Origin of the sequence: Paenibacillus sp. FSL A5-0031 (genome assembly GCF_001956295.1) — a bacterium.
Lineage (GTDB): Bacteria > Bacillota > Bacilli > Paenibacillales > Paenibacillaceae > Pristimantibacillus.
This window is the reverse complement of the sequence record NZ_MRTD01000016.1, coordinates 145,817-168,907: the sequence shown is the minus strand read 5'-3', so window position 1 is coordinate 168,907 and position 23,091 is coordinate 145,817. Positions and strand designations below refer to the sequence as shown.

Sequence of the window (23,091 nt, the reverse complement as noted above, 5' to 3'; positions counted from 1 at the left end):
TGCAGACTCCACCCTTTGCTTTCCCCTAAGACAGAGTGTACGGGAGTGGAAACGATGAACAAAGCGCGTCAAATGAGTTTTTCTTATCTCTTTTTATTTCCAAGCCTGCTGCTAACGGTTGTACTAGGCATCTATCCGCTAGGCTGGGCTATCCGGTATATGTTTTATGATTATAAAGGCTATGGCGAAGCTAGATTTACCGGCTTGTACAACTTCCGCAGGCTGCTTGCAGATACCCAGTACTGGGACTCCGTAGTGAATACGTTCATTTATGCGGGCGGCAAGCTCATTGTAACAATACCGCTGTGCCTGCTGCTAGCCGTTATTTTGAACCAGAAGCTCAAAGGCCGCAATGTACTTCGTGCGATCTATTTTATGCCAACGGTCATCAGCTCCGCGGTTATGGCTGTCGTGTTCTTTATTATTTTTAATTCGTATAACGGGGTGCTGAATCAGTATTTGCTTAAGTTCCATATTATCTCCGAGCGAATTGACTGGCTTGGACCCAAAAACGCAATGATGACTACGATTATTATTGCCATCTGGGGCGCCGTGGGCAACTATATGCTGTTGTTCTTGGCCGGACTCCAGAATATTCCGAATGATGTGTATGAGAGTGCTTCGCTAGACGGTGCAAACAAAAGACAGCAGTTTTGGTATTTGACGATTCCGATGCTTGGACCTGTTCTGCAAATCGTTATTATGCTGGCAATTATCAACTCGCTTAAAGGTTATGAAACAATTATGGTACTGACCGAGGGCGGCCCGGTTGGAAAAACTGAAGTTATGTATTTATACGTATATAAGCTATTTTTCCCTACGCCTTCCTCCGGTGCGGTCGTTGACCAGCAGTTCGGCTACGGAAGCGCAGTCGGCTTCACTACAGCCGTCATTGTAGGCATCATTACGCTTGTCTACCATCTGCTGTCTAATCGCATGAATAAAATGCAATAAGGGAGGATGCTATGAAGACGGAAGTTATACCCCATGTTCAAACGAACCAGAAACGAAAACCGCTTCGCACAGGGAAATTAGGCGGTCAGCTGCTGCTCTGGATTTTCTTGATTGCAACGGCGCTCCTGATCTTGTTTCCCATAATCGTTACGTTGTTTGGTTCATTTATGTCGAATGCAGAGATCGCTACGGGCGGCAACATTTTGCCATCGGTGTGGCATTTTGAAAACTATGCGGAGGCTTGGGTGCAAGCGAACTTTTCCCGCTTTACTTGGAACAGTCTCATGCTTAGCGGCATGACAACGATCGGTACGCTTATCGTCGCTTCGATGGCTGCTTATGTTGTAGAACGGATGAATTTTCCGGGCAAAGCTTTGTTCGTGGCGATACAGGCATCGACGATGTTTATCTCGATAGGTGCGGTCGTCATTCGCCCCCAATACGAGCTGATGATCAAGCTGCATTTGCATACTTCTTTATGGGGCGTTATTTTGATATTAATCAGCGGCCACGCATATATTTTTTTCATCCTGCTTAGTTTCCTGAAAGGAATATCCAGAGAGCTGGATGAAGCGGCGCGGATTGACGGCTGTTCTAATGCAGGCATCTTTTGGAAAATTATTTTGCCGCTGCTTAGACCGGGTCTTGGAGTGGGAGCGTTGTTCACGTTCTGCGGGGCGTGGAACGAATATTTGAGGCCGCTCGTCTTTACGATGAATACGCCCGAGCTGCAAACATTAACGGTGGGACTTTCCTACCTGCGCTACGGAGCGTCGGCGGCGGTTCAGACGCATTATATGCTGGCCGGGGCTTGCTTGTCGATTTTACCGCTGCTTATCGTCTACATGCTCGCGAACAAATCGTTTATGCAGATGACGGCAGGATCACTGAAAGGGTAGGGAAAGAGGCATGCGTTATGAATGATAAACGGCTGGTGAAAATGAGAATAAACGCATGTCTGCCGCAGTTTGAGGCGGCTATGCAGCTGCTGCGACAGGAAGCGGAAGAGGCATTACGCATCTCGTATACGATAGGCCCGGCGGAATATGGAGAATGGATGCATCAGTACTACTGCCATCATGACGGGGCGAAGCTTTCCTTTGAATGGGGGCAGCCGCACGCGCATGTCTGTCCGGTATGCGGGACGGTATGGTCTGGCGAACCCTTTGACTCTGCATGGACATCCTTTGTGCATGCGAATATAGGCCGCGCGGTTTATCATATGGCGATGCTTCACACTATAGAGCCGGATGAAGCGCTGCTCCATCAAACGAAGCAGTTTCTTCTGTCTTATGCAGACAATTACGAAGGGTATAAAATTCACGGGAGCATCCCGTACAACGGTCCGGGTAAGCTGTTTGCCCAGACGCTTGACGAGGCGCACTGGATTATTGATTTGTCCGTAGGCTTTCAATTCATTCGGGCTTCGTTGTCTGAAGAGGAAGAGGCTCATATCCGCTATGGCTTGCTGGAGCCTTGCGTACATTTTCTAATCGCGCACAAGGAGGAGCAAATCCATAACCATGCGGTGCTAATTACTTCCGCGATCGCATCCCTGGGGATTTTGCTGAACGATGAGGGAATTATTCATGCCGGACTCTCTGGAGAGTACGGGCTGCATGATCAAATGAAGCGGGGCCGCTTTGCTGACGGACTGTGGTACGAGGGTAATGTTCAGTATCATTTTTATGCGTTCAAGTCGCTGCTGAATTACGCGCTTATGGCGGAAGGGACCCCTTGGGATATTTGGCAGGAGTCTGGCCTCCAATCGATGTTTGATTATCCGGTTCACTGGATATTGCCAAATGGCTATATGCCTTCTTTCAATGATGCAGGAAGCGCGGGCGGCATTCATACCTATGCGCCTTATTATGAAATAGCGCTGGATATTTTCGGAGATGAGCTCTATCGCTCGTTGCTTAATACGGCATATGGCACGCCGTGGGCGGAAACGGCATTTACAGGCGTGAAGACAGTGGAGCGAGACTCTATTCTAGCGTTATTGTTTGGCTGTGAGCTTGCACCTGCGGACGCTTCTGAAGGCGAACAGCTGTGGAAGGCATCACACCGTTCGTTATCCATGCCTGTGAGTGGGATAACGAAGCTGGTCAATGCGAAGCGCTGGCAGGCGTTCATTAAGCACAGCAAGTTCGGCGGCGAGCATGACCATATGGACCGGCTCGGCTTGTCCGTCGTATGCGGGGAAGTGCCGCTGCTCGTTGATCCGGGCACGACCGCTTATGGCGTGCCTGCGCATTATGGGTGGTTTAAGCATACCTTCTCGCATAATACGGTGTGCCTAAATGGCGCCGACCAGCCTCCGGCGGATGGGCGGGTTATTCGGTTTGAGCAGCACCCGTGGGGAATATGGACAGAAACGATGGTAGACTGGAAAGCGGAAGCGTATGAGATGAAGGACCGGATTATTTTGCCCCCGGAGCTTAGTCCATGGGATCTCTTGGCTTATGAAGGTGCTTCTATTAGAAGAATAAATGTGCTGACTGAGCATTATTTACTTGATATGGTTAAGGTAGATGTAAGCGAGCCGCGGGAAATCAGCTGGATGAATCATTTTAGCGGGAGGCTTGAAGAGGAAGAGCACAAGGTCTGGCAATCGACAGATGTATGCTTAAGCAGGCTTGATCAGCAATGGTTTAAGCACAAAAGCAGGTTTGTGGCTGGTGGAATTTCCGAAGGATCGCTAACTTTTCGCTATAAAATGGAGAATGGGAGCTTGAGGCAGCATCTGTGGAGTTCTCAGCCTGTGGAGATCTATTCGGCTTTGACACCGGATAACCCGCCGGATCGGAACCGGACCTCACTTATTATGCAGGTGAAAACCAGCCAAACGATCGTTTTTGCGCAAGTGCTGTTTTATGATTTGGAGCAAGAGCCGTTGTTCGAAGGAGCAAAGCTGGTGGGGAACGTTGAATCAGTAGATTATGCTGATACAATAGAGTCTATAGGAACAGTAGAGGTTATTGAAAAAATAGAGAAAACGGAAACGCTAGTGAATGCGGAAGCTTTGCAGATTACGGAAATGTCGGATCGGAGCTACCGAATGACAATCACAGCAGATGGTATCAGGGATGAGTACTCGCTGATGTGGGACGATGGCGGAGCATGGCTAGACAAATGGGATGGTAGAAGCTAAAGGAGGAAATCGGATGAGCAATATCGGAGTATGGGAAAATGCGGAGCCTGGCGTTACACGTAAAATTTTGCAGCCGGGAAAAACGCTGATGCTGATGGAGGTTCATTTTGAGCCTGGTGCGGTTGGTTATGAGCATGCTCACCCGCATGAGCAGCTGAGCTATTGCTTGAGGGGCGCCATTGAATTTACAATTGACGGCGAGAAGCAAGTGATCCGGCAAGGAGAGTCCATCGTTATACCAAGCGGGGCGAGGCACGGGGTAACGGCATTGGAAGCCTCGGCGCTGCTCGATTCCTTCACGCCGCTGCGCGATGATTTGATTAAGTAAGGGTGAGGATACACTTATATAAAGAAGAGCGATTCCATGGCTGAGCGAGCATGGGTGCTCTTCTTTTTTTGCATGATGATTGTTGCCGCCTTGTAGAGGGTATATTCTTTGTAATAGGGCTGTAATCATTAGAAACTTTGAAAACGTGGTAATATAGAGTAGGATATCCATACAAATAGAAAATGCCGCCTAGTCAAATAGAGCTTGAGCATAGGGTAAGGGGTTTACATATGAGTAAAATGACATTGCTGCGCGAGCCGAAACAGCGGAAACTGTTGTTTAGCGCGGGGCTTAGCTGGCTTTTTGATGCGATGGAGGTCGGAATGATCTCCTTTATCGTAGCTGCTTTGGCAGTAGAATGGCAGCTTGGTTCACAACAAGTAGGGTTGCTGATGGCAATTAATTCGATCGGTATGGCAGTTGGTGCCGCTGTATCCGGTTTGATGGCCGATCGATACGGACGCAGGGCGATCCTGCTCTGGACGCTGCTGATCTTCTCCATTGCGAGCGGTTTGTCCGCTCTGGCAACGAGCTTTATCGTCTTATGCGCGCTGCGTTTCATAGCCGGATTTGGGCTTGGCGGGGAGCTGCCAGTTGCGTCGACGCTTGTATCGGAATCTGTCCCTGCCAAGGAGCGGGGCCGAGCAGTCGTCCTATTGGAGAGCTTCTGGGCGATCGGGTGGATTGCTGCAGCTTTGATTGCCTACTTCATCATTCCCGATTACGGATGGAGGATGGCGTTTGCGCTAGGTGCTGTTCCTGCACTTTTTGCCCTATATTTAAGAAGAGCCATTAAAGACTCGCCCAGCTTCAATGCGCAGCAGAGCCGCAAGCTGAGTCTAAGCGACAGAATGAAATCCATATGGTCCTTGCGCTACCGAAAAACGACAGTAACATTGTGGATCTTATGGTTTACAGTCGTATTTTCCTATTACGGCATGTTCCTCTGGCTGCCTTCCGTCATGGTGCTCAAGGGCTTTGATTTGGTGAAAAGCTTTCAATATGTTCTGATTATGACACTCGCCCAGCTGCCGGGTTATTTCACTGCTGCTTATTTTATCGAGAAGTTTGGGCGAAAATTTGTGCTGGTGGTTTATTTGCTGCTAACTGCGGGCAGCGCCCTTTGGTTCGGCAGCGCGGAAACAGAAGGGGTACTGCTGGCTGCGGGCATCTGTCTCTCTTTCTTTAACCTTGGAGCGTGGGGAGGCATGTACGCCTATACGCCGGAGCTGTACCCAGCAGCTGTTCGAGGAACTGGCGTCGGCTTTGCCGCCTCATTCGGCCGTGTCGGGGGTATTATTGGGCCCTATCTTGTTGGGATGCTCGTTGCTAAACAAGTCGCGATACCATCTATTTTTATGATCTTTTTTGTAACGATTGTCATAGGCGCGCTAACGGTTTTATTCTTTGGCAAAGAAACGAAAGGGATCGATCCAGATAATGAGGAATCAGATTCTGTTCTTACAAGTTGAAGGGATGTTTATTCAAAATGCGAAAAAGCCGTCCAGAATGGGTTGAACCCATCGGGACGGCTTTTTTCTGTGGTTTTATTAGGCACCGGTCACTTGCTTGGAGAAAAAGGTTTTAAGCGCTTTGTACACTTCGCCTTTCTCCTTAATCACCGAATACATAAACTTTTTGTGGTTGATGTGTTTGTAGGCGGACATCAGAGTACTGCTTCGATTGTATTGATTGACCTCTCCGTATCCGAACATATTGCTTCTCTCCATTAGCTGACCGATTAGCTTCACACAGCGTTCGTTGTCTGAAGTTAGGTTGTCGCCATCAGAGAAGTGGAACGGGTATATGTTCCAATTGGGAGTCGGATACCGGCTATCGATGATGTCGATCGCTTTCTGATAAGCGGACGAACAGATGGTGCCGCCGCTTTCCCCACGATTGAAAAATTCCTCCTCAGTAACTTCCTTTGCTTCCGTATGATGCGCGATAAACACAATTTCCACATGCTCATATTTGCGCCTTAAGAAGCGTGTCATCCAGAAGAAAAAGCTGCGCGCGCAATATTTCTCGAACGAGCCCATGCTTCCCGATGTGTCCATGAGGGCAAGAATGACCGCGTTGGATTGGGGTTTGATGACCTCATTCCATGTTTTGTAACGAAGATCGTCAGGTGAAATGCCGCCAATGCCGGATTTGCCCGCATTAGCGTTGCGGCGCAGGTTTTCAATTAATGTTCGCTTCTTGTCAATATTGGACATAATGCCTTTTTTCCGAATATCGTGAAAAACGATTTCGGTAGTTTGCAGCTGATCCTTTTGCTTTTGCTCCAGATTAGGAAGCTCCAGCTCCTCGAACAGCATATCCTCCAATTGATCGATACTTATCTCAGTATCAACAACGTCTTCTCCGGGCTGGTCGCCTGCATCCTGACCCTTGCCGGGCCCCTTAGCTGCTTGTGGATCGACGCCGAGCACATCCCCAACCTGAGAGTCACCATCGCCTTGTCCGACGTGCTGCTTCTTGTTGTAGTTGTATATAAAGTGGGACTCGTCGAGACTTTTAATAGGGACCTTGATCGTTCGCCTGCCATCGGACAATACGATGCTTTCATCGGAAACCAGATCGGGAAGATTTTGCTTAATGGCTTCGTGCACCTTCTCCTGATGTCGCGCTTGATCCTCATAACCCTTGCGGTGGAGCGACCAATCTTCCCTTGAAACAATAAATAGCGGCTCTGACTCCATTTCCCTCACCTCATTCCATTATGTTAACGCTGCAGAATGAAAAAAAGCCTTACATGCTCATCGCTTATTTCTTGTCTGTTACTCAATATATTCAAGAGCAGAGCGGTTATGTGAGGGAAAATGAACAGGGATCGTATGAATTTATCCCCATAAACAGCTTCTAGAAGATTAACTCCGCCGAAAAATAGGTATCTTTTCCAAGCTTCCTGCCTTGCTTAACGAGGTTATTTTTGAGTCATAGCAGCAATCTCAGAAACAATTTGGAAGAAGCAGCGAAGAAGCCGCATACGCTAGTCTATAAGGACCGCTGATGGTCTCATCCACGGTTCGTTCTATTATAGAAGCGGCAGCCGCGAAGGAGGAAAGGAAGGCATGGGCGTGAATGAGGCAGCAATGAATGAAGAAGACAAAGCAGGGCTGTTAGAGAAGGACCGGAACTATTTATGGCATCATATTTCTCCTCATAATGAGAATCCAATGGTTATCGTGTCGGGAGAAGGAAGCTGGTTAACGGATATGGACGGGAATCGCTATTTCGACGGCATGTCCGGGATGTGGTGCGTCAATGTCGGTCATGGCCGGGTCGAAATCGCTGAAGCGGCTGCGGAACAGATGAAGACAGTAGCTTATGCGACGCTCATTCAATCTCATGTTCCAGCAATTGAACTGGCTGCGAAGCTGAATGAATGGCTCATTGGCGATTATCGTTTTTTTTTCTCCAACTCAGGTTCAGATGCCAATGAAGTCGCCTTCAAAATCGGCCGCCAGTATCATCATCAACGTGGGAAGGGCTCTAAGTACAAATACATTTCACGCCACCGCGCCTATCACGGCAATTCTATGGGTGCACTTAGCGCCACAGGGCAAGCGCAGCGCAAGCTGAAATACGAGCCGCTAGGTGTGGGATTTTCCCATGTGCCTCCGCCCTATTGCTATCGTTGTCCTTTCGGGCAAACGAAAGGCTCCTGCAAAATGCAATGCGCTCAAGCCTATGAGGATGCCATCCTATGGGAGGGTGCAGATTCGGTCGCTGGCATTATCGTTGAGCCAGTTATTACCGGAGGTGGAATGATTGTGCCGCCTGATCCATATTTAGCTCGGCTGCGAAAGATCTGCGATAAGCATGATGTCCTGCTCATTGTTGATGAGGTCATTTGCGGCTTCGGGCGATCTGGAGAGAAATTTGGACATCAGAATTTCGGGGTAAGGCCTGATATAGTGACGATGGCGAAAGGGCTGACAAGCGCATATTCTCCATTATCTGCAACGGCAGTGTCCGCCGAAATGTATGAAAGCTTCAAAGAAAGCGGAGCAGACAATCATTTCCGTCATGTGAATACCTTCGGAGGCAATCCTGTATCCTGCGCAGTGGCCCTAAAAAACATAGAAATTATAGAACGTGAAAATTTAGTCAGCCGTTCTGCTTATATAGGCAAAGAGCTGTTTAGCCGAATCAAGCCGCTTGAATCACATCAGTACGTAGGCGAGCTTCGAATTTTTGGTTCGGCTATCGGTATCGAGCTGGTTGAGGATAAACGAACAAAGGAGCCGGCATCTGCTGCTAGAGTTGCTGCTATTATTGCGGAGTGCAAGCAAAAAGGACTGCTCATTAGCAAAAATGGCGATACAGTGCCGGGTTTTATGAATATTTTGACGCTGAGCCCGCCTTTGTCGACTACGGATGATGAGATTGCATTTATCGCCGAAACGCTGCTTCAGGTTTTCGGTGTCTGAGGGAGGCGGATAAAAGAGTGGTGAAAGAACTCAGCATTAATGCGAAGCGGCTGCACAGGCGTATTGATGAGCTCGCTCAGATTGGCAAAATCGGTGATACAGGTGTTTGCAGGCTGGCGCTGTCGAAGGAGGATTTGGCAGGTGTAGAGCTGGTGCGGAGTTGGATGCTTGAAGCGGGGATGGAGGCGCGGATAGATCCGTTCGGCAATTTGATCGGCGTGCTAGAGGGAGCTGACTCGGCAGCACCGGTACTTATGCTTGGCTCCCATATTGATTCGCAACCGTACGGCGGGCGATTCGATGGTGTGATAGGGGTATTAGGGGCAATTGAAGCCGTTCAAACGATGGTTGAAAAAGGCTTTAAACCAGCTAGAAATATTGAAGTTGTCGCTTTTTGCGATGAAGAAGGCTGCAGGTTTAACAAAGGGTTGTTTGGCGCAAGAGGAATGACCGGGAAGCTTGAGGAGGGGGAGCTTGATCGGTCGGATAAAAATGGTGTGACTCGCAGAGAGGCGTTGATCGCATTTGGATGTGATCCTGCTGCGTTTGAAGGATATGTCTTTGAGGAAGGGCGGATAGCTGCTTTTCTGGAGCTGCATATTGAACAAGGTCCAGTGCTGGAGTCGCTCCATGAACCGATTGGAATCGTCAGCGGCATATCCGGCCCTGTCTGGTGGACGGTAGAAATGACAGGTTTCGCAGGACATGCGGGTTCCGTGCCAATGTCTATGCGCCAGGATGCATTGGTCGGCAGCGCTAAGGTTATCATCGCACTCCACGAATTAGCTAGCTCTGAAGCTGGCGCACCGACTGTAGGAACGGTTGGTTCGCTGTCGGTATTTCCGGACTCGCGCAACATTATTGCAGAGAAAGTAAGCTTCACCGTTGATTTCCGTGATATTGATCGGAGTCGCAGGAACAGGCTGGAGGAACAGCTTCTTGCGAGGATAGCTGCTGTTTGTTTAGAGCATGGCTTGACGTACACGATTCGTGAAGATACGAGGAGTGATCCGCGATACTGCGCGCCTGAGCTTAGGGAGCTTATGCAGGAGGAAGCGGCGAAAATAGGTCTTGCCCCGCCCGTTCTGATGAGCGGCCCGTTCCATGATTCGTTAACAATGTCCTATGTTTGCAACTACGGAATGATATTTGTTCGCTGCAAGGACGGGATAAGTCATAATCCGAAGGAATATTCATCGCCGGAAGATATCGAACTCGGTGTAGAGCTTCTATACCGAACAGCGCACAGATTAAGTGACTAAAAGTGAACGATTATAGTAGATCAACAACTCTTGCCCGGGTTATAGACATGTAAAACCTTCAGTGTGATTGAATACTTGAAACCTATAAAAATATTGAAGTTGAATAAGGAGGAGATGGGCATGGGCGCGATAGGAAAGCCGGTGTTTATTCCTGTCGAATCACTGCGGCGAAACTTTGCAGAGGTGAAGGCAGGCATGCGGCCAAAGGAAGCTATAGAGGAATCGAACCGCTGTTTGTACTGTTACGATGCTCCGTGCATAAAAGCGTGCCCGACGGGCATTAACATCCCTTCTTTTATCAAAAAAATTGCTTCCGGCAATATGAAGGGGTCTGCTCGCGTCATTATGGATGCCAATCCCGTTGGAGCGACCTGCGCCAGAGTATGTCCGACTGAGGAGCTGTGCGAGGGCGCATGCGTAATGAACGAATCCTCAAAGCCGATTATGATCGGCAGCCTGCAGCGCTATGCTACGGATTGGGCGATGAAAAATAATCAACAGCTGTTCGCAGCGGGTCAAAGCAACGGCAAATCGGTCGCAATTATAGGCGGCGGACCAGCAGGTCTGTCTGCTGCGCGCGAGCTTGCGAGATTCGGCTTCGCCGTTACGATATTCGAAGCGAAGGAACAAGCGGGCGGTCTTGATACATATGGCATCGTTTCGTTTCGTTTGCCGCAGAGCATCGCTCTGTGGGAGGTTGATCAGGTGAAGAAGCTGGGCGTTGATATTCGGACGAATACAGCAATTGGCTCTGGCATAGCCACAGATTCGCTGCTGGCGCAGTATGATGCGGTTTTACTTGCGATAGGAATGTCGAAGGTGCCTTATCTTAACATCGAGGGCGAACAATTAACCGGTGTGTATGATGCCATTGATTTTGTAGAAGCGACCAAAACGGAGCTTACAAATGATTTTGCTGGCAAACGTGTAGCGGTAATCGGTGCGGGCAATACGGCGGTTGATGCGGCTACCTGCTCGGTGAGGCTCGGGGCTGCGAAGGTGAAGATGGTATACCGCAGGACGAGAGAGGAAATGACCGCCTACGATTTTGAATTCGAATTCGCGAAGCAAGATGGCGTAGAGTTTGAATGGTTAAGCGCTCCCAGCCGGATTATCGGAGATGCTGACGGAAATGTCGAGGCGCTTGAATGCGTGAGGATGCAGCTTGAAGAGGACGAACAAGGAGGAAGAAAGAGGGTGACACCGGTAGAAGGCTCCTCTTTCCTGCTTGATGTTGATGTTGTCATTAAGGCAATTGGTCAGACACGTCACTTGCCGCTAATTGAGCAGTTGGGCTTGCATCATAAGCGAGGAATGGTGATGGTGAATACGGGAACCTATCAGACCTCTAATCCCAAAATTTACGCTGCTGGCGACGTTATTTTCGGTGAAGGTCAAGGGGATGCGATGGTGGTTGCCGCCGCACAGCAAGGCAAGCTGGCAGCTTATTCGATTTACAAAACGCTAGTTGCAGGGAGGGAAAATGATGGCTGATCTGCGCATTCAATTAGCAGGCATAGCTTCTCCAAATCCTTTTTGGCTTGCATCAGCTCCGCCAACGAACACCGGCTATCAAGTTCAGCGAGCATTTGAAGCGGGCTGGGGCGGAGCGGTATGGAAGACGCTGGGCGATCCAATTATTAATACATCCTCGCGATTTGCAGCTATTCATTTCAATGGCCAACGAGTAGCAGGATTCAACAACATTGAGCTGATTTCGGATCGCCCGCTTGAAGTGAACTTAAAGGAAATTTACGAGACAAAGAAGCGATTTCCGGAGCATGCGCTTGTCGTTTCATTGATGGTGGAGCCTAAACGCGAGAAATGGCATGAAATTGTAAAAAAAGTAGAGGCTGTCGGTGTCGATGGACTGGAATTGAACTTCGGATGTCCACATGGCATGGCGGAGCGGGGGATGGGCGCTGCTTCCGGACAACAGCCTGATCTGGTTGAAATGCAGACAATGTGGGTCAAGGAGGCAGCGAGGACGCCAGTCATAGTCAAGCTTACGCCCAATATTACGGACATTACCGCGACAGCGAAAGCAGCCGTTCGCGGAGGAGCGGATGCGATCTCTCTGATCAATACCATTAATTCGCTAGCAGGAGTGGATATCGATACATGGAATACGATTCCGCATGTTGGCGGAAAAGGCGCGCATGGGGGCTACTGCGGGCCTGCTGTTAAGCCGATTGCGCTTAATATGGTTGCGGAATGTGCCCGAAATCCTTTAGTCGGGGTGCCCATTTCCGGTATTGGCGGAATATCGAGCTGGCGGGATGCGGTTGAGTTTATTTTGATGGGATCAACTGGCGTTCAAGTATGTACAGCGGCCATGCATCATGGCTTTAGCATCGTAGAGGATATGATCGATGGTCTGAACAATTATTTGGATGAAAAGGGTTTACAATCAGTCAATGAGCTAATAGGCAAATCGGTAGAGCGCTATTCGGATTGGGGAGATCTTGACCTTAATTACGCGGTCGTTGCACGAATTGAACAGGATATTTGCATCGTTTGCAATAAATGCCATATCGCTTGCGAGGATACGTCGCATCAGTGTATTGAGCGGCATATAGACGATACTGGCGCAGCATACCTGAAGGTTCGCGAGGAAGATTGTGTAGGCTGCAACCTTTGTTCTATTGTTTGCCCGGTTGAAGGTGCAATTGAGATGGTAGAGGTTCCATCGACGGAGCCAGCTCTAAGCTGGAATCAACGGCAAGCGGCAATTGCGTCACTGGGAAAAAGCAATGATTCTGACGATGGCGATAAGAAGGAGGCTGTATAGGATGACGGTGAAGCTCATTAAAAATGGGGTTATTGTAACGGCAGCCGACACGTATAAAGCTGATGTGCTAATTAAGGAAGGCATCATCGCCAAAATCGGCATTGACCTCGAATCGGAAGCGGATGAGATTATCGATGCAACAGGCAAATACGTATTTCCAGGCGGCATTGATCCACATACCCATCTTGATATGCCGTTTGGCGGCACGGTTACGGCGGATGATTTTGAGACAGGCACAAAAGCTGCAGCTTTCGGAGGAACTACAACGATCGTTGATTTCTGCTTGACAACAAAAGGGAAACCACTTAAGGAATCCATTGCGGCTTGGCATCAAAAAGCAGGCAGAAAAGCCGTTATCGATTATGGCTTTCACCTTATGATTAGTGAAATAAACGATGCAGTGCTTGCCGAGCTTCCATCGATTATTAATGAAGAGGGCATTACCTCCTTGAAGGTGTTTATGGCGTACAAAAATGTGTTTCAAGCGGATGACGGCACGTTGTTTCGGACGATGCTCGCAGCCAAGGAGCATGGAGCGATGGTGATGGTCCATGCTGAGAATGGCGATGTCATCGATTTTCTCATTCATAAAGCGTTGGAGGCAGGCAACACCGAGCCTATTTATCATGCGCTTACGAGACCATCGATTATTGAAGGAGAGGCAACTGGACGGGCAGCAAAACTAGCCGAGCTTGCTGGAGCGAGACTGTATGTCGTGCATGTGACATGCGCCGAAGCAGTCCAGCAAATCGCAGAGGCGCGCAATCAAGGCGTAGACGTGTGGGGCGAAACTTGTCCGCAATATTTGGTGCTCGATCAGTCGCAGCTGGAGAAGCCGGATTTTGAAGGGGCAAAATACGTATGGTCGCCGCCTCTTCGTGAAGCGCACCATCAAGAGGTGCTTTGGAATGCACTGAAGAGCGGCCAGCTGCAAACGCTGGGTTCAGATCACTGCTCTTTTAATTTTGACGGACAGAAAGATTTGGGGCGGGGGGATTTCAGTAAAATTCCAAATGGCGGCCCCGTTATAGAGGATCGATTCTCGCTGTTTTATTCGGAGGGCGTTCATCAAGGGCGCATTACGCTTAATCAATTCGTAGACATTGTATCGACGCGCAGCGCCAAGCTGTTTGGTCTTTTTCCTCAGAAGGGGACGATTGCCGTTGGCAGTGATGCGGATATCGTCATCTTTGATCCGCTAGCAGAGCGTATTCTCTCAGCAGAAACACATCATATGAACGTTGATTATAACCCGTTTGAAGGATTGAAGGTGACAGGTTTGCCCGTTAGCGTGCTATCACGCGGTGAATTTGTTATTCAAGATTGTCAATTTGTTGGCTCTCTTGGGACTGGACGATACGTGAAGCGGGCTCCTTACAAGGCGGTTAACCGATAGCTGCTTGTCGCATCGCTGCCTTGCGACATGAGGGATAGAGGGAAGTAAAGGAGGAAGAGATATGTCCGCCTATGAGCAATTCGTCGAGGAGAAAAACAAGATTGATGCGTATTTGAATCAGGAGTATGTCATTACTGCTGTACGTGAAGGGCTGAGCGGCGATTGGCTGGAGCTTAAGCACCCCGGCGGAGATGAGGCTTCGCTGCTGATTGAGACGGCGGATGCTCGCAAATATTTTGTTAATGTGCTTCTTAAACAAGATGTTAGAGAACAAAAAGACGCGCAGTAAAAATTTGAGCGTCGTTTTCCAAAAAGAGATAGCTGCTTGAGTGCGCCAAAGGATAAAAGGTTTGTTCCCAACGATAATTAACAAACATAGGAGCTGATAGGATGGCTATAGAACCTATTTCCCTACAGGATTCGCTTAAATTACGTAATTTTATAAATGGTGTTTGGGTGGAGTCTGTAAATGGACGAACAGATAAAGTGATCAATCCAGCTACAGGTGCAGTAATCGCATACGTCCCGTTATCCGTCCAAGAGGATGTTGAAGCTGCTGTGTATGCTGCGGAGCAGGCTTATCCCGCATGGAGCAAAACCCCTGTTCCACGCAGGGCGAGGGTACTGTTTCGTTACTGGCAGCTTCTGCAGGAGCATGCGGAGGAGCTGGCGGAGATTATAACGATGGAGAACGGAAAAAGCTACAAAGAAGCGGTCGGAGAAGTGCAGCGCGGCATCGAAAATGTGGAGTTTGCGGCAGGAGCGCCGACGCATATGATGGGCGCAACGCTTGCGAACATAGCTACAGATATAGACTCGGAGCTGTTCCGGGTGCCGCTTGGTGTAGTGGGAGGCATCACGCCATTTAATTTTCCGATGATGGTACCCTGCTGGATGTTCCCGCTTGCCATCGCGCTTGGCAACACTTTTGTGCTCAAGCCATCAGAACGTACGCCGCTTACCGTTAACAAGCTTGCGGAGCTGTTACGGGAAGCGGGATTGCCGGATGGTGTACTTAATGTGGTGCATGGCGCTCACGATGTTGTAAATGCGTTGACGAGCAGTCCCGGTGTTAAGGCCATTTCATTTGTCGGCTCGCAGCCTGTTGCCAAATACGTATATGAACGTGCTGCGTATAACGGCAAAAGAGTTCAAGCGCTTGCCGGCGCCAAAAACATCCATATTGTAATGCCGGACGCGCATATCGATAAAACGGTTGAGAACATCATTGCCTCATCCTTTGGCAGTGCTGGTGAGCGATGCATGGCTTGCTCTGCTGTCGTTGCAGTCGGTGATGGGAGCAGCTTTATGAAGGCGCTGCAAGCTGCAGCGGAAGCAATGATCATCGGTTCGGGAATGCGCGATGACGTCACCTTAACGCCAGTCATACGCGATGAGCATCGTAAGCGCATCGAAAAGTATATTGCGAGCGGGATTGCTGAAGGGGCTGCGCTTCTGCTGGATGGCAGGCTTGCAACGGAACGCAGCGGCGAAGGATATTTTCTTGGACCGACGATTTTTGACCAAGTGAAGCCTGAAATGAAGATTGCCACGGAGGAAATATTTGGTCCAGTATTATCTGTCTTGCGCGCGGAAGATTTAAATGAGGCGCTTACTATAGTGAATAGTTCTAGATTTGGTAATTCAGCAGTCATTTATACGGAAAATGCTAAGGCGGTTCGAAAGTTCCGCGAGGAAGCGGAGGCTGGCATGCTGGGCGTTAATGTAGGTGTGCCTGCACCAATGGCTTTTTTTCCATTTTCGGGCTGGAAGGACTCTTTCTACGGAGATTTGCATGCCAATGGAAAGGACGGAGTGGAATTTTATACGAAGAAAAAAATGATAACATCGAGATATTTTTGAAAAGGCTGCCTGGAATAAAAAATGCCCCCGCAGGGTGCTGAGCTTCAGCACTGGCAGGGGCATTTCTATTTATAATACAGCATTCCTATTTCTAAGCATGCGATAAAGAATGATCGAAGTGACCGAGCAGGCAAGCGCACATGCCCCGATGAATAGATAACCGCCTTGCAGACCTGCAACGAGGCTGACCTGCGAGTTTCCACTTCCGGCGAACAGCTGCTTCGTCCATTCTGTAATGGCGCCGATAGCGAGGTTGCCGATGACACTCGCTATACCCATTAAGGTTACAGTAAATGTAATAGCGGTATCGGCGTTGTTCGGGTAACGTTTGGCAAGCAAGGCCATGACGGTTGGATAGATTGGGGCGATACCAACTCCTGCGAGTGCAAACAGAAAGGCCCCTGGTTCGCCGATGATAATAGCTGCAACTGAGCATAACCCAGAAAAAGCAGATAACAAAATGAGCGATCTCGTGTAGCCAATTTTGTCAGTGACGGGGCCGAGAACGAGCCTTGCGAGCATAAAGCAGAAGAAAAAGGCAGATAGCATTTTAGCCGATGCATCACCGCTCCAGCCGTAAGCCTTCTCCAAAAAGTTAACGAGCCAACCGCCAACAGCAAGCTCCGATATTACTCCGAAAGATAGTACGACTACAATGAGCCAAGCGATCTTATCACGAGCAAATTCCTTTAAAGAAATTCGATCCTCGTGTTTTTGCTCATCACCGGCATATTTTGCGAAAAGTCCTGGAAGCATGGGCAAAATCGAGAGCGCGAGCATAAGCATGTACATCCCCCGCCAGCCTAGCGCAGAGCCAAATACATGAACACCCATCAGCGAAGCAGCAATGATCGGGGCAAAGGTTGAGCTGAGCCCATAAAAAAAGTGTGCGAGGTTCATCATCGTGCCCGTGTTTTTGATGAAAATTCGAGCGGCAAGGATGGCTAGCGCGATTTCCAGCATCCCATTTCCGACATACATGAGGAAATAAGCGGATGAAAGAGAGGTGTAGTTTGCTGCAAAATAGATGCAAACACCAGACACCGCCATAGAGCCAAATGTGAGCAGCAAGGTGAGTTTCATGCCTGCTTTACGGGTTAGCCACCCGGTAAAGCTGCATGCAAGCAAATAGCCAAGGGAGTTAAATGCTAACAAAATTCCGACTTGCAGCTCGTCAAGCTTCAATTCACTCTGCATTCTAGGAAGCGCAGGCCCTTTAATATTTTCGGAGAAGCCAAAGATGAGAAAACCTCCGAATACGACAGTAAGCAGCAGTATGTAGTTTTTGGATAAAGTAGAAGTGAAACGAGACAATTTGGTAGTCCTCCATCGTTGTCATTATAATAGGAATAGAGTTTGATAAACGTATGCCGTGTCTAACTTTATCGTGTATTTATGCGATGTGCAATAGATACCGGAAAGCAATTTCAGCTTTACTATGCGGCATGATGAATCGGATGTTAAAATAAATGATAGACCAATAACGTGTTAAAATAGATAGAAATGCAAGGAAGGGAAGTTTGTGACGAATGAAGCTATTTCATACTGCGGACTGGCATTTGGGCAAGCTCGTTCAAGGCGTATATATGACAGAGGATCAGCGTTATGTTCTGATGCAGCTGCTGCAAGCAATCGAAATAGAACGGCCGGATGCGGTCATTATTGCTGGCGATCTCTATGATCGGGCTGTGCCGCCTACGGAAGCGGTAGAATTGCTTGATGAGCTGCTCAGCCGGATCGTCATTGATTTAGGTACGCCAGTGCTTGCAATATCAGGGAATCACGACAGTCCAGACCGTATTAATTTTGGTACAAAAATGATGGAGAATCGCGGTTTATATTTGGCGGGACAGCTTCGCAAAACGCTCGGACCAATCGTGCTAAATGATGAATTCGGCGAGGTTCACTTCCATCTTGTTCCGTACGCAGATCCTGCGCAAGTACGCTACGAGTTTGGCGATGAATCGATAAAAACGCATGACGATGCGATGCGGGCAGTCACAGCAAACATTGCTGAGTCTATGAATCCAGAAGCTCGGCATGTGTTTGTCGGGCACGCTTTTGTTACGGCAACCGGAGAGCCGGAGCTTAACACAAGCGACTCCGAGCGGCCATTATCTGTTGGCGGAGCTGAACATGTGAGTGCGGCTTATTTTGAGAAATTTAATTATACAGCGCTTGGACATTTGCATCAGGCCCATTTCGTTCGCAATCACAAGATAAGGTATGCGGGTTCCCCGCTTAAATATTCGATTTCTGAGGAGAACCATGCGAAGGGTTATTTCGTCATTGAGCTTAATGAAGCGGGTGAAGTGGAGATCGAGAAGCGCGAGCTGCTTCCGCTTCGCAACATGAGACGTATAACTGCTACTATTGAAGAGATAACGAAGCATGAAATAAACGAGGATTATGTTTTTGTTACTCTTTTGAATGATAATCCCGTATTGTTTCCAATGGAGAAGGTGCGTGCGGTTTATCCGAATGCGCTTCATGTGGAACGCAGGCCATTATCTTCAGGCAGCCATTCGAGCGATGGCAGCAGCTTGGACGCTGGAGTGGCAAAAGGACGGCGTGAGGCTGATCCAATCGAACTGTTCGCAGCTTTTTATCAAGAAGTAAAGCAGCAACCACTCTCAGAAGCGAAAAAACAGTTGTTTGCGAATACGTATGCAGAGCTGCTGCGTGAGGAAGGAGGTATGCTATGAGGCCAATCAAATTAACAATGACAGCTTTCGGCTCCTATCGAGACACGGAAACGATTGATTTCAGCATGCTGGAGGATCGACGCCTGTTTGTTATTTCAGGTAATACAGGCGCAGGGAAAACGTCGATTTTTGATGCGATTTGTTTTGCTATCTATGGAACGGCAAGTGGAGAGGATCGAGCTGATCCCCGTATGCTTCGCAGTCATTTTGCTGCAGAAGAAATACACACCGCGGTTCATTTCGATTTCGCTATCGGTCGAAGAAGCTACTTGGTCCTTAGGCAGATGCCTCATCGCAAGGGCGGGAACAAAAGTGAAACAGGCGGTAAGTGCGAGCTGTACGAGACGACTAGCGGGGAACCCATTCCAGCTGTGGACCGTTTTATTTTGTCTGACGTGAATGCTAAGCTGGAGCAGATAATTGGCCTCACCAAGGAGCAATTTAGTCAGATTGTCATGCTGCCGCAAGGAGAGTTTCGAAAGCTGCTAACTTCCGATACGGATAATAAGGAAGAGATTTTGCGCCGAATTTTCCGGACAGAGCTGTATGAGCGTTTGGAAAATCGTTTTCAGCAAAAAAATCGTGCGCTGCAGGATCAGCTGAAAGAAGCAAAAGCGACTCTTAATGCTTATATGAAGCAAGTGCAAGAGGCGCTGCCAGAGCGAGAAAATAGTAAGCTTGTTGAAACCTTTAAGCAGGAAGTATATAGTGCGACGCAAGTGACGGACGCTTTGGCGCTGGAGTTTGAATTTTATAAGAAGCTTGCAGGAGAAGCGGAAGAGCAAAAGGAGCTGCTTGCAGGAAGGCTTGAAGCGGCAGAAGTGCAGCTGAGGGTTGCGATGGCGCTTAATAGCAAGTACGAGGAGCATGCGAGGAAGCGGACGCAGCTTGAGCAGCTGGATGGACAGAAGCCGGAATATGGCTTGAAGGAGCAGCGGCTGGCGCTTGCTGAAAAAGCGGCCCATTTGACACCTTATCAGGAGCATGCTGAACGAACCGCTGCTGATGCGAAGTTGAAGCGGGAACAATTTGCTACGAGGCAAGCGGGGCTGGAGACTGCGGAGCGCGACTTTAAGCTTGCAGTTGAGCGGTTTGCAGTAGAAGAGCAGCGCAGCGACGAACGGCGAGAAGCTGAACGTGAGCTCAGCAGATTGCTAGAGATGGCTCCAATCGTAAGAACGCTAGCTAGTCAGCAGCAAGCGATCGACAAGCTCTTACTTGCAGAGAAGGGTTGTACAACTAAGCTTGAGGCATTGGATGCAGAGCTTATTAAGCTGCGAGAAGCGAAGCTCGCTGCAAATGCACAAGTGAAGGAAACAGAGCTAGAAACGGCAGAGCTGACAGACAAGCTGGACAAGCTGCGTCTTATTGAGCAGCAGGGGAAACAATTAAAGCGAGTAGTTGATGTCGAGAAGGAAATGACGAGAATCGCTCTATTAGAGAAAGAATTTGCTCAAACTCTCAGCAAAGCAAAAGACAACCACGATAAGCTTGAGGCTGCATGGCTTGAGGGGCAAGCGTCACTGCTAGCTGTTCATCTGCATGAGGGCATGCCTTGTCCTGTGTGCGGCAGTGAGGAGCATCCAGCAAAGTCAGTCATACATTCTGAGATTCCTTCTCGTGAACGGCTGCAAGAGGCAAAATTACAATTAGCCGCAGTGGAGCGGGAATGGCTTGAAGCGCGAGCACAAGCAGCTGCAGCACAAGCAACACGCGAGGATGGTGCTAAAGAGCTGGCGGAATTTGGATTGAAAGCCGTCATGCTGGAGGAGCAACGAGCGCAGCTGCTGCAGCTTTGGCGCGGCCTTAAAGAAGAAACGGACAAGCTTCTATTGAAAGTGAAGCAGCTTCCTGAGCTCAAGCAGTTGATCGAACGTCAGGAGCAGCAACTCGAGAAGCAACAGCTTCTTAAGGAACAACTACAGCAGGAGCAGCAGCGCTTAATCGTTGAGCGAACGTCACAGCAATCGGCGCTGCAGCAGGAGCTGGGCCGCATCCCAGAAACGCTGCGAACTCCTGAGAAGCTGACTGAAAAACTAAATGAGCAGCAGGTAGTTTATGACCGAATGTCGGCAGCTTGGAAGTCTGTTCAAGAGCAGCAGCAAAAAATGACGGCGAAGCTGGCTGAACAGAAAGCATATGCCGTGCAATCCGAGCAGCAGCAGCTAGAAGCGGAAAAAAACAGGCAGCAAGCAGAGCAGCGATTGCTGGATGAGCTCGTGAAAGCGGGTTTTGACACGGTTCAGCAATATCGAGAAGCAGCTTTGCCTGACTCAGCTAGAGAACAGTTGAAAAAAGAAATTGCTGCATACCAAGCAGCCGTTGCTTCACTTATGCAGCAGCTGGTTGAACTGCAAAGCGAGCTTGCAGGCAAACCTAGAGTTGATCTGTCGCAGCTTCAGGAGCAGCTTGCTGCTTTGAAGCAGCAGCAGGAGAAACTATTTGCCGCCGCACAAACGGCAATGCGGACCGGTCAAGTTGCTGAGCGACTTGCCATTTCAATTGGAAAAGCCAATGATTATGTGAGCGAACTTGAGGCTAAGCTAGAAGAGGTCATGGATGTATTCCAGATGCTGAAAGGGGATAATGCGCTCAAGGTATCGTTCGAGCGCTATATTCTAATCGAGTTTTTGGAGCAGATTCTTTTTGCTGCCAATTCGCGCTTGCACGATTTATCGAATGGGCAATTTATGCTGCAAAGAAGTGATCGCCTTGAAACTCGCGGCAAGCAAAGCGGACTAGGCCTCGATGTCTATGATGCTTATACAGGTCAGAATCGTGACGTGAAAACATTGTCCGGCGGTGAGAAGTTTAACGCCTCGTTATGTCTTGCACTTGGAATGACGGATGTTATTCAATCCCACATGGGCGGCGTGACGATTGAAATGATGTTCATTGATGAGGGCTTTGGTTCACTGGATGAGGAATCGCTTCAGAAAGCTATTACAGCACTTGTTGATTTGCAGAAATCAGGAAGGATGATCGGTGTTATATCTCACGTTCAGGAGCTTAAGGATGCATTCCCGGCTTGCCTTGAGGTTAATAAGACGAAGGAAGGTTTTAGTCGGACGAAATTAACGGTGAGATAAGCGGCTTGAATAAGAAAAGCCTGCTTCGAGCACTCCATTGAGGCTGAGACAGACTTTTTACAGCTGGCCGAAATTTAATTAGGCAACAGATGAAGCAATAGAAGCAGAGCCTACAAAAAATAAGGCAATACCGCCTACAAATACGACAACGTTAAGTACAATGCCAATAACGCCAAACGTTTTACGACGCTTGCTGGAGACGGCACCGATAATGGCTAATATAAGGCCTGCAAGGGAGAGTAGTCCTGCTCCAAAAATACAAACGATAGTAAGCATCATAGAAACAAGAACTTCTTGACCAAGCGCTTCGATTGAAGCTTGAAAAGCTGCGCTATCAGAAGGGTCTGCTATAACGATGTCTGTATTTGCGATCTGATCAGCGAATGAGGAGCCTGAGACGATTGCAATAATAAGCAATACGGCTGAGAGCAGCCCAATGATGAAGGATGCAATGCCAATTCCTGAATGTTTCTTAGGACCTTCATAGATGGTTTGGTCATTTGAGAAAACGGGTCTTGAGCCATAAGGCTCATTGCTGGAAGATGGATTAGCATTGTTATTGGTTTCATTTTCCATTTATATCAGCTCCTTTACTAATTACGGTAAAATTATACACAAATACGAGAGGATTGAAAACAAATGTTTCCAAAATATTTTGCAATCGGAGCAATAAACGCGGCTTTAGCCATTGCTTTAGGCGCATTCGGAGCACATGGATTAGAAAAACAATTGACTGATCATTATTTAGAGGTTTTTGAAACAGGCGTTCGTTATCACATGTACAGCGCACTCGGTTTAATTCTAATTTCCTTGTTCGCCAAACAAATGGGGACGAGCAAGCTTGCTTTAAATGGCGGTCGATTAATTCTAACAGGAATGATCATTTTTAGCGGCAGTTTGTACGTATTATCAATTACGAGCTTCAGCAAGCTTGGCATGATTACACCTATTGGCGGCGTTGCGATTATTGCTGGCTGGATATGTATTATTACTGCAGCACTTAAGAAAGAAAGTAATTAGTTAGAAATAAATAATGAAATGACGACATATTACTCTGTATTACAACAAAAAAACAAGTTGCTTTAGTAAATATTTCTATACCAGAGCGCG

The 23,091-nt window shown here is 48.5% G+C and carries 18 protein-coding genes; 15 read left to right on the top strand and 3 right to left on the bottom strand.

The window, feature by feature from the left end; all coding sequences use genetic code 11:
- The first annotated feature begins 54 nt into the window (after positions 1-54).
- The 5 genes from BK120_RS25425 (at position 55) to BK120_RS25405 (ending at position 5,908) form a co-directional block, all read left to right on the top strand.
- Positions 55-954 (top strand): carbohydrate ABC transporter permease, encoded by a 900-nt coding sequence (locus BK120_RS25425; protein ID WP_076270300.1) that lies wholly within the window; start codon positions 55-57, stop codon positions 952-954.
- Positions 955-965: 11 nt separating this feature from the next.
- The gene (locus tag BK120_RS25420; protein ID WP_083682425.1) at positions 966-1,853 is read left to right on the top strand and encodes a carbohydrate ABC transporter permease; all 888 of its coding nucleotides are present in this window, start codon (positions 966-968) and stop codon (positions 1,851-1,853) included.
- Positions 1,854-1,870: 17 nt separating this feature from the next.
- Positions 1,871-4,108 carry a heparinase II/III domain-containing protein gene (locus tag BK120_RS25415; RefSeq protein ID WP_076270299.1) on the top strand — a complete coding sequence of 746 codons (2,238 nt, stop codon included), beginning with the start codon at positions 1,871-1,873 and terminating at the stop codon, positions 4,106-4,108.
- 13 nt (positions 4,109-4,121) lie between these two features.
- Entirely contained in the window at positions 4,122-4,436 is a 315-nt protein-coding gene (locus BK120_RS25410; protein ID WP_076270298.1) for a cupin domain-containing protein, read from the top strand.
- A 230-nt stretch (positions 4,437-4,666) separates the two neighbouring features.
- The gene (locus BK120_RS25405) at positions 4,667-5,908 is read left to right on the top strand and encodes an MFS transporter (protein WP_076270297.1); all 1,242 of its coding nucleotides are present in this window, start codon (positions 4,667-4,669) and stop codon (positions 5,906-5,908) included.
- Between the two features lie 78 nt (positions 5,909-5,986).
- Here BK120_RS25405 and yhbH read toward each other — a convergent pair whose 3' ends face one another.
- The gene (yhbH, locus tag BK120_RS25400; RefSeq protein ID WP_076270296.1) at positions 5,987-7,141 is read right to left on the bottom strand and encodes a sporulation protein YhbH; all 1,155 of its coding nucleotides are present in this window, start codon (positions 7,139-7,141) and stop codon (positions 5,987-5,989) included.
- Between the two features lie 372 nt (positions 7,142-7,513).
- Between yhbH and BK120_RS25395 the strand changes: the two genes are divergently transcribed.
- From BK120_RS25395 to BK120_RS25365, 7 genes are all read left to right on the top strand, one after another.
- Positions 7,514-8,875 (top strand): aspartate aminotransferase family protein, encoded by a 1,362-nt coding sequence (locus BK120_RS25395; protein ID WP_256711018.1) that lies wholly within the window; start codon positions 7,514-7,516, stop codon positions 8,873-8,875.
- Between the two features lie 17 nt (positions 8,876-8,892).
- Positions 8,893-10,137, top strand: coding sequence for a M20 family metallo-hydrolase (locus BK120_RS25390; protein WP_144376857.1), 1,245 nt, complete (start codon positions 8,893-8,895; stop codon positions 10,135-10,137).
- Between the two features lie 120 nt (positions 10,138-10,257).
- On the top strand, positions 10,258-11,631 hold the full coding sequence (locus tag BK120_RS25385) for an NAD(P)-dependent oxidoreductase (protein ID WP_076270294.1): 1,374 nt from the start codon (positions 10,258-10,260) through the stop codon (positions 11,629-11,631).
- Positions 11,624-12,928, top strand: coding sequence for an NAD-dependent dihydropyrimidine dehydrogenase subunit PreA (gene preA / locus BK120_RS25380; RefSeq protein WP_076270293.1), 1,305 nt, complete (start codon positions 11,624-11,626; stop codon positions 12,926-12,928). Before BK120_RS25385 ends, preA begins: the two co-directional genes overlap by 8 nt.
- A 1-nt stretch (position 12,929) precedes the next feature.
- Positions 12,930-14,324 carry a dihydropyrimidinase gene (gene hydA / locus BK120_RS25375; protein ID WP_076270292.1) on the top strand — a complete coding sequence of 465 codons (1,395 nt, stop codon included), beginning with the start codon at positions 12,930-12,932 and terminating at the stop codon, positions 14,322-14,324.
- 61 nt (positions 14,325-14,385) lie between these two features.
- Entirely contained in the window at positions 14,386-14,613 is a 228-nt protein-coding gene (locus BK120_RS25370) for a hypothetical protein (RefSeq protein ID WP_076270291.1), read from the top strand.
- Positions 14,614-14,714: 101 nt separating this feature from the next.
- On the top strand, positions 14,715-16,187 hold the full coding sequence (locus BK120_RS25365) for a CoA-acylating methylmalonate-semialdehyde dehydrogenase (protein WP_076270290.1): 1,473 nt from the start codon (positions 14,715-14,717) through the stop codon (positions 16,185-16,187).
- A 69-nt stretch (positions 16,188-16,256) separates the two neighbouring features.
- Here BK120_RS25365 and BK120_RS25360 read toward each other — a convergent pair whose 3' ends face one another.
- Positions 16,257-17,501, bottom strand: a complete 1,245-nt coding sequence (locus BK120_RS25360) for an MFS transporter (RefSeq protein ID WP_076270289.1) — start codon at positions 17,499-17,501, stop codon at positions 16,257-16,259.
- A gap of 215 nt (positions 17,502-17,716) precedes the next feature.
- Here BK120_RS25360 and BK120_RS25355 point away from each other — a divergent pair, with 215 nt between their 5' ends.
- Both BK120_RS25355 and BK120_RS25350 read left to right on the top strand, forming a co-directional pair.
- Positions 17,717-18,892: an exonuclease SbcCD subunit D gene (locus BK120_RS25355; protein WP_076270288.1), complete on the top strand. Its 1,176-nt coding sequence runs from the start codon at positions 17,717-17,719 to the stop codon at positions 18,890-18,892.
- Entirely contained in the window at positions 18,889-21,981 is a 3,093-nt protein-coding gene (locus tag BK120_RS25350; RefSeq protein ID WP_076270287.1) for an AAA family ATPase, read from the top strand. Before BK120_RS25355 ends, BK120_RS25350 begins: the two co-directional genes overlap by 4 nt.
- Before the next feature lie 78 nt (positions 21,982-22,059).
- On the opposite strand, the gene BK120_RS25345 is transcribed toward BK120_RS25350, so the two are convergent.
- Positions 22,060-22,557 (bottom strand): hypothetical protein, encoded by a 498-nt coding sequence (locus BK120_RS25345; protein WP_076270286.1) that lies wholly within the window; start codon positions 22,555-22,557, stop codon positions 22,060-22,062.
- Positions 22,558-22,620: 63 nt separating this feature from the next.
- Between BK120_RS25345 and BK120_RS25340 the strand changes: the two genes are divergently transcribed.
- Positions 22,621-23,001, top strand: a complete 381-nt coding sequence (locus BK120_RS25340; protein WP_076270285.1) for a DUF423 domain-containing protein — start codon at positions 22,621-22,623, stop codon at positions 22,999-23,001.
- The last annotated feature ends 90 nt before the right edge of the window (positions 23,002-23,091 follow it).